The following is a 7,717-nucleotide window of genomic DNA, read 5'->3' as shown; positions in this document are numbered from 1 at the left end:
CTGCAAATATACAACTCTTTTTGTTTTTACAAAATTTTTCGTTGTTTATTTTTTTTAAAAGTTTTTCTTATTTTTATTCTTCTACGCTACTTACTTCCTCTCGTTTTCAGTGGTGCAAAAGTAGAACCTTTTAATTTAACCCACAAGCTTTCCGTAACTTTTATTTAACATAAATACTCAACTCCCTGAAAAACTGTACCAAAAGTTTTTAAATTGTTAATTGTTAATTATTAATTGTTGGGTTCGAGGGTGGGTGTGCTCGTGGGTTGGTGGATTACAGTGTGGGTTGTGGGGATTACCTACTCCACCTATTACCTATTACCTATTACCTATTACCTATTCCTATACTCATATCCTAGCCCCGATGGGAACGGCATCCTTTTGTGAGGAGCCTCGACGAAAAAAAGATAGAGCGCTGCGACTACGCTCAGCATAAATTACCAGAGGGAATAAGCTTATAAAAAATATAAGGGATAAGTGGTGAGTGTTTAGTAATATATAAAAAAACCTCAAAGAGGGCTTTGAGGTTGATTGTGGATTATCGAATTTTTTTGGCGAAATAATCACTTTCGTTGCCGAGGCGGTCTATTGATTTTATTGCAACAGCATTTAATATCTTCCCGTCTTTTGTTTTTGGGATTTGCTTGGAAAGAGTTTCGAGGGTAAGTATTTCGGTTTCCCAAACTCCGTTATATTGTTTGAACAGTACCCATTGGAAAACATCTGCAATTTTTTTTGAGCTCCAGGAAACGTTTACAACATCTGAAGAGTCATTAATAAAGAGTGTCGGCTTTTCTAATGGGGTAGCTTTTAGCCAAGGTGTTTTTGGTATTAGAGCCTTTTCTGCATAGGGACCGTTTTTTAATGCAGAAAGCATGTTTGCATTTTTTGTTAAGCCAGCAATGCTCCAATGAATTTCGCCTGCGTCATTCCCCAAAATTTGTCTGGATAATTCGATTTGATTTTTAATTTCTGAAGGGCGGTCTGAAACTTTTACTTCCACTGTATTTAAACCTGGCCAAAGATGGCGGTTCATTGTGTTTTCAGATTTCCACCATTGAAGGAGAGAACCAAAAGCCTGTTCTTTTGCTGCAACCGGCCAATACAATTGGGGCGCAAAATAATCTACCCAGCCTTTATTTAGCCATAATTTAGCATCGGCGTACAATTCGTCGTATTGTGAAGAGCCTACAACGTCTTGCGGATAGCCAGATTTCCAAATTCCGAAAGGGCTAATTCCAAATCGAACGTGACTTTTTTCTGCATGGATTTCTTTATAAATTCTTTCAACAAAACGATTCACATTGTCTCTTCGCCAATCTGCTCTAGAGAGTACTCCCCCATTTTTTTGATATTCGTTCCAAGTTGCGTTATCGGGAAAATCTTTACCATTATTATAGGTTGCGTAAGGATAAAAATAATCGTCGAAATGCACTGCATCGATATCATATCTTTTTACAATATCTTTTACAACATTCGAAACATGCCCTTGTGTTTTTTCATTTGCCGGATCAAACCAGTACATTCCGTTTCTTAAGCGAACGATGATATCCGATAGTTTTTTCACCATCGAATGTTCTGTAACTGTTCCTCCGTTGGTATGATGAGCACGGTAAGGATTGAGCCAAACATGTAATTCTAACCCTCTTTTGTGAGATTCTTCGATCCAAAATTGTAAAGGGTCATAATTTGGTTCAGGTGCTTTTCCGGTTTGTCCGGTCAAAAAGTATGACCAAGGTTCAATGTTACTTGTATATAAGGCATCTCCCGAAGGTCTTACCTGAAAAATTACTGCATTAAAATTATTATTCTCTAAAAGATCTAACATTTTAATAGCTTCTGCCTTTTGTTGCTCCACAGAAAGGTTATTTCGTGACGGCCAATTGATATTTGCCACACTCGCAATCCAAGCGCCGCGAAACTCTCTTTTGATTTCCGGAAGGCTTACTTTATATTCAGTTTCTGTAATAGATGTACTATTTGTAATTAAAGAATCACGAACATTTGTTTTTTTTGAAGTAGATTTTGAAGGCTTCTCAGAACCCACATTCGCCGCAATATTTCCTTGTACCGAGCATGAGACTGATATTGATGCTGCTATTCCTAATATATATATAAGTTTCGTATTGATAATCTTCATCTTGAATTCTTTATCGAAAAGACAAAACTAATAATATCCTCTATAAATAGAGCATTTTAGAGTGAAAAGTTTCGGCGGAGCCTTTGGCTCCGCCGAAACTTTTCATAATTAACCATAAAAAAAGCCCCGAAATTCGGGGCTTTTACTTTTATATAAGAAAACGCTTACGCTTTTCCTTGTCTTTCTACTCTTTTTCTTTCTTCTTCAGAAAGGATTTTCTTTCTCATTCTAATGAAGTTTGGAGTTACCTCGATTGCTTCATCACCTTGAATATATTCCATACATTCTTCAAGAGAGAATAAGATTTTTGGCGCAACACCAGTATCTTTATCTTTACCTGCAGCTCTCATGTTGTTTAGCTGTTTTGCTTCAACGATGTTTACTACCAAGTCTCCTGGTTTGTTTTGCTCACCAATAATCATCCCTGCATAGATTTCCTCTCCCGGATCTACAAAGAACTTACCTCTATCTTGTAGTTTGTTGATCGAATATTCTGTAGCTGGACCTTGAGTTTTGCTGATCAATACCCCATTGTTTCTTCCAGGAATAGCTCCTTTGAAAGGCTTATATTCTGTAAAACGGTGTGCCATAATTGCTTCACCTGCAGTAGCTGTAAGCATTTGAGAACGCAATCCGATCAAACCTCTTGAAGGAATTTCGAATTCCATATGTTGCATTTCACCTTTAGTTTCCATAATGTGAAGATCACCTTTTCTCTGCGTTGCCAAATCGATTACTCTTGAAGCATATTCTTCAGGTACATCTACAACCAAAGATTCGTAAGGCTCACAGTTTTCACCATCAATTTCTCTAAGGATTACTTGAGGCTGTCCGATAGTCATTTCATACCCTTCTCTTCTCATTGTTTCAATTAAAACTGATAAGTGAAGAATACCTCTACCGAAAACTAGGAATGTATTTGCATCGTCTGTTTGCTGAACTCTTAATGCTAAGTTTTTCTCTAATTCTTTCGTTAATCTTTCTTTCAAGTGGTTTGAAGTAACGTATTTACCATCTTTACCGAAGAAAGGCGAGTTGTTGATAGAGAAAGTCATGTTCAACGTAGGCTCGTCGATTGCCGTTCTTTCCAACGGTTCAGGGTTTTCAAGATCTACAAATGAATCTCCAATTTGGAAAGCATCAAAACCTACTACCGCACAGATATCACCTGCTCCTACTTCAGTTACTTTTTTCTTTCCTAAACCTTCGAAAACATATAATTCTTTTACTTTTCCTTTTACAACTTTTCCGTCTGCTTGTGCAAGACCGATCCATTGAGATTCTTTAAGCTCACCTCTTGTAACTTTACCGATAGCGATTCTTCCTAAGAAAGAAGAATAATCTAAAGAAGTAATCTGCATCTGAAGATTTCCTTCCGTTACTTTCGGAGCTGGAACATATTGTAAAATACCATCCAACAATGGCATAATGTTATCTGTTTCTTCTAGTGAAGTGTTGAACCATCCTTGTTTTGAAGATCCATAGAAAGTTGGGAAGTCTAGTTGCTCTTCTGTAGCTTCAAGATTGAAGAACAAATCAAAAACTTGATCGTGAACCTCATCCGGACGACAGTTTGGTTTATCAACTTTGTTGATAACTACCAATGGTCTTAATCCTAATTCTAAAGCTTTCTGAAGTACGAATCTTGTTTGTGGCATTGGGCCTTCAAAAGCATCCACCAACAAAATAACCCCGTCTGCCATTTTCAATACTCTCTCTACCTCACCACCAAAATCGGCGTGACCAGGAGTATCGATTACGTTAATTTTAGTGTCTTTATAAGTAACAGAAATATTTTTTGATAAAATGGTAATCCCTCTCTCTCTTTCAAGATCGTTATTATCCATGATTAATTCTCCACTCTCCTGATTTTCTCTGAAAATATTGGTAGCGTGGATGATCTTATCAACCAAGGTAGTTTTACCGTGGTCAACGTGTGCGATAATCGCAATATTTCTAATGTTTTGCATATAAGATTTTTACGGGTGCAAAAGTAACGAAATTTTATGAGAAATAAGTAAAATTACTTTAGTAATTAACAAATTCATAATGAATGATTTATATTAGGTAATGCTAAAATTTATCCCAATTTGCTTGTTTATACCATAAATAGGCCTTCTATTCTTAGTTATTTCTACACAGAATGAAAAAACATGAATAAATTAACTCATTATCAATACATTTATAATCAAAAAAACGTATATTTACTATAAACATTCATGAATTAAAAACTTATTATAAACCAACAATTAATTATTAACCAGAAATCTTTAGAAGACTATGATGAACATTGAATTCTTTAAAAAGGTAGCCGCTACTTCACTATTTGTTTTGGCTATCACCTTGCCCTCAGACAGCTTTGCGCAACATCGTGTTGGTGCAGGAAATGCAAAAGCACCTGTAAGAAAAGCCATTCCTGCAAGAAAACCTGCCGCCCGCGGAGGAGCCGTTGCGAGTAGACCTTCAACCAACAGACCAGCAGCAAACAAAAGACCTGCTGTCTCTAGCAACAACCGAAACAGACCAGGAAATAATGCAACCATAAACAGAAAACCTGGAAACAACAGCAGACCTGTGGTAAAAAACTCTGGAAACAGAAACAACAACATCCATGTTAATAACAGCCACAACCGAAACAATGTACATATTAATAATAACCACCGTACCAACGTTAATGTACACGTAAGACCTCCTCGCAGAGCATATGTAAGACCTCCGTATCGTCATGGCGGTTGGGGTTATTATTCTTTCCATCCTTATTACTACATCCGTTCAGACCATTTCATTGGGGGCCAGTTTGGCATCCATGGGGATTCTTTGTGGCGAGCTTAGCAACTACTGCAATTATCGTTTCTGTAAACAACCAAAAATATCATTACGATCAAGGGGTTTATTATAGAGAGAGCAATAATGGGTATACTGTCGTAGAAGCACCAGTAGGCGCAACCATTAAAGTACTTCCTTCTGGGTATGAAACTGTACACGAGACAACGAATAATTATTATTATGGAGGAACTTTCTACGAAAAAAGTTCTGGAGGATATAACGTAGTTGCTCCAACGGCAGGTTCTGTAATAGAACATCTTCCGGAAGGTGCAGAAGAGGTAAGCCTTGGGGAACAAAAATTTGTAAAATATGGTGATACATATTATCAACCAGTACAATATAACGGTAAAAACATGTATGAAGTAGCTGAGGCTAAGCAAGAGTAATCTTTTTCATAAAATTATTTTAATTGACCATCTGAATTCGTTTAGGTGGTCTTTTTTTGTTACTATACATTAGGCAATAGTGTACTGCTGATAATTTATTGAGCATAAACAAATAATCTGTACTACATAAGAAATCATCCATTTAAAACAATGCATTTCCTCCCAAAACAAAAGAAACCATCTTACGATAATGTAAGATGGTTTCGAAAAATATAGTGAAGTTTGAGATAGTTCCTTAAAAACCAAATCTATAATTGGTAGAAAACAAATAAGAAGAACGCCCTCCTAAAAAGCCTACCTCTGTTCTAAACTGCCAACGATGGTTGAGCTGATATTGGCCTCCAACATTCATGCTCCAATGTGAGGTCGCCTGTTTATTTAAACTGTACGGAATGGTTACATTAGACACATCTACATTTTCTAATTTATCTTTAATACTATTGGCCAATTTCTTAAATACAACCTGTTGCGCGGGGCTTAAGTTTTGGTACCACTGCGTTCCCTCAATATCAAAGTCTCCCGCATTACCCCCAATATTCAAATCAGAAAGGCGAATTACGCCTTCGGTAGTTCTATTCACAAAAAGTCCCGAAGTACCAACCCATAAACCAATGTTCTGATCAGGATGATTCTTGAAGTGGAAAATATACCCAATTCTTGGGGTTACCATTTGAGAATGGATAGAGCCACTAATTTGTTCAAATTTGGTCCATGAATGATTATAATCTATTGTCCCAAAAACATTTTTATACGCTCCACCGAATGTTAAACCAGCCCCATAAATTTCACCATTGAAGCTCGTGGTTCCAGAAAACTTTATTGGCGCCACAACATTAATGGTGGTAGATGCCCAAGTTTTCCCTGCAAAGCCATAGACATCCACAAAAGGGAGAATCCATGCATCTGCTCTTACGTTTAAGCCCTGTACTTTTGCTTTTACGTCTCCAAATTTCACAAAATCTAAAGGAACAGGAGCCAAATCGTTTACTCCCACCATCAGATCAGAAATCTCTACAGCCTGCTCTGCATTTACATAGTTCAGCATTACTCCTATAGGATAAGGCAAATCTACGCCACGTTTTACTATTTTATTTCCCCAAACCGGCAATTTATATGGCCATGTAGAAGCTTTTATACTATCTACATACGCTTGTCTTTTCTCGCGGTATTCTCTTGTTTTCTCCTGAGCTTGCGTATTTATGGCTAAACCCATAAATAAACACGCCATTACTCTAATCGTTTTCATACTAAAAAGTTATTGTTTTTTATTACCTCCGATAGGAATCCCAACTCCAAAATGTATATAAGAACCCTTCCCGTTCTGCCCTACTTCAGATTTATATATATTGGTAATTCCTTGATTGTATTTTACATTAAACCTAAGCCCTTTTCCCTGCTGCAAAGCGTATTGCAGATCGGCAGCAAATCCGAAACTGCACATCGTAAAATAATCTCTTACTTTGTATTCTACAGTATTGGTTGAGCCATCGGGTTGTTCGTAGATATAATAATCTTTTGCTTTTAGCTTGATGCCAAAATCTGGACCTAGTCCCATACTGAAAGAAGGAGTAATATGATAACGCATTAGAGGATTCAATTCGAAAAACAGTAAACTGCGTTTAATAGTAGAACCTTCCGGATACATGGCATTATTTACCACTTGGTATTGTAAAGGAATTTCTTTCATCCCCAAAGGAGATTTAAAAGAGAGATAATTGGTAACAGACCATTTCTGTGAGAGCTTAAAATCTGTATAAGCTCCAATAGAGAGGCCCATCCCGTTTTTAGCATTATCGATATTAGAAATAGAAGAAGATTGTGCTGCGAGATACAAACCTACATAAACATTCTCGTTGGTAATTTTATCTCCAAAGAAAAGCGCAATTATTGCTTGAGATTTTACACTTTGTACTGTAAATACAGCTAAAAATAGAAGAATTACCTTTTCGGTAAGTTTATATTTCATCATATACTTTGTTTTCGTGGTTAGTTTTGAAAGCTTTTGTAAAAAGCACCTTACAATCTCGCTCTTTATCTCTTTCTCTATTAAATATACAATAAAAAAGTATATACTACCATAAAAACTAAACACTTACAAAATAATTTTTATCATGTATAAACAAGAATTCTTACTTCTTAAAAACGTTCTATTAATGGGCTTTTACAGATTTCCTTACCTTAATAACCACAAATATTAGTAACCGTTGTGGAAAGCTTTGTGGAATTAGTGGTTGAAAACTTTAAGCGACAGCATATTTTACCACAAAGAGCACAACGTTTTTTCACAAAGAACACAAATTATAGCAACCATTGTGAAAGCTTTGTGTAATTAGTGGTTAAAAACTTCAAGGGAAATTCTACTTAA

The 7,717-nt window shown here is 36.4% G+C and carries 6 protein-coding genes; 2 read left to right on the top strand and 4 right to left on the bottom strand.

Features of this window, described 5'->3' with window-relative positions; genetic code table 11:
• Window positions 1-538: 538 nt before the first annotated feature.
• On the bottom strand, window positions 539-2,140 hold the full coding sequence (locus tag AC2A1D_RS17620) for a glycoside hydrolase family 10-like protein (RefSeq protein ID WP_484044894.1): 1,602 nt from the start codon (window positions 2,138-2,140) through the stop codon (window positions 539-541).
• Window positions 2,141-2,304: 164 nt separating this feature from the next.
• A complete protein-coding gene (typA, locus tag AC2A1D_RS17615; RefSeq protein ID WP_484044893.1) occupies window positions 2,305-4,110 on the bottom strand; it encodes a translational GTPase TypA in 1,806 nt (601 codons plus the stop codon).
• A 310-nt stretch (window positions 4,111-4,420) separates the two neighbouring features.
• Here typA and AC2A1D_RS17610 point away from each other — a divergent pair, with 310 nt between their 5' ends.
• Together AC2A1D_RS17610 and AC2A1D_RS17605 are read left to right on the top strand one after the other, a co-directional pair.
• Window positions 4,421-4,972 carry a hypothetical protein gene (locus tag AC2A1D_RS17610; protein ID WP_484044892.1) on the top strand — a complete coding sequence of 184 codons (552 nt, stop codon included), beginning with the start codon at window positions 4,421-4,423 and terminating at the stop codon, window positions 4,970-4,972.
• Entirely contained in the window at window positions 4,873-5,352 is a 480-nt protein-coding gene (locus tag AC2A1D_RS17605; RefSeq protein ID WP_484044891.1) for a DUF6515 family protein, read from the top strand. The genes AC2A1D_RS17610 and AC2A1D_RS17605 overlap by 100 nt, the downstream gene beginning before the upstream one ends.
• Before the next feature lie 235 nt (window positions 5,353-5,587).
• On the opposite strand, the gene AC2A1D_RS17600 is transcribed toward AC2A1D_RS17605, so the two are convergent.
• Together AC2A1D_RS17600 and AC2A1D_RS17595 are read right to left on the bottom strand one after the other, a co-directional pair.
• Window positions 5,588-6,598 (bottom strand): porin family protein, encoded by a 1,011-nt coding sequence (locus AC2A1D_RS17600; protein WP_484044890.1) that lies wholly within the window; start codon window positions 6,596-6,598, stop codon window positions 5,588-5,590.
• A 9-nt stretch (window positions 6,599-6,607) separates the two neighbouring features.
• On the bottom strand, window positions 6,608-7,321 hold the full coding sequence (locus AC2A1D_RS17595) for a hypothetical protein (protein WP_484044889.1): 714 nt from the start codon (window positions 7,319-7,321) through the stop codon (window positions 6,608-6,610).
• Window positions 7,322-7,717 lie beyond the last annotated feature (396 nt).

The sequence above is a fragment of the Chryseobacterium sp. HNCC26DJ239 genome (genome assembly GCF_057180445.1).
This window is presented reverse-complemented; position numbering and strand designations above follow the sequence as displayed.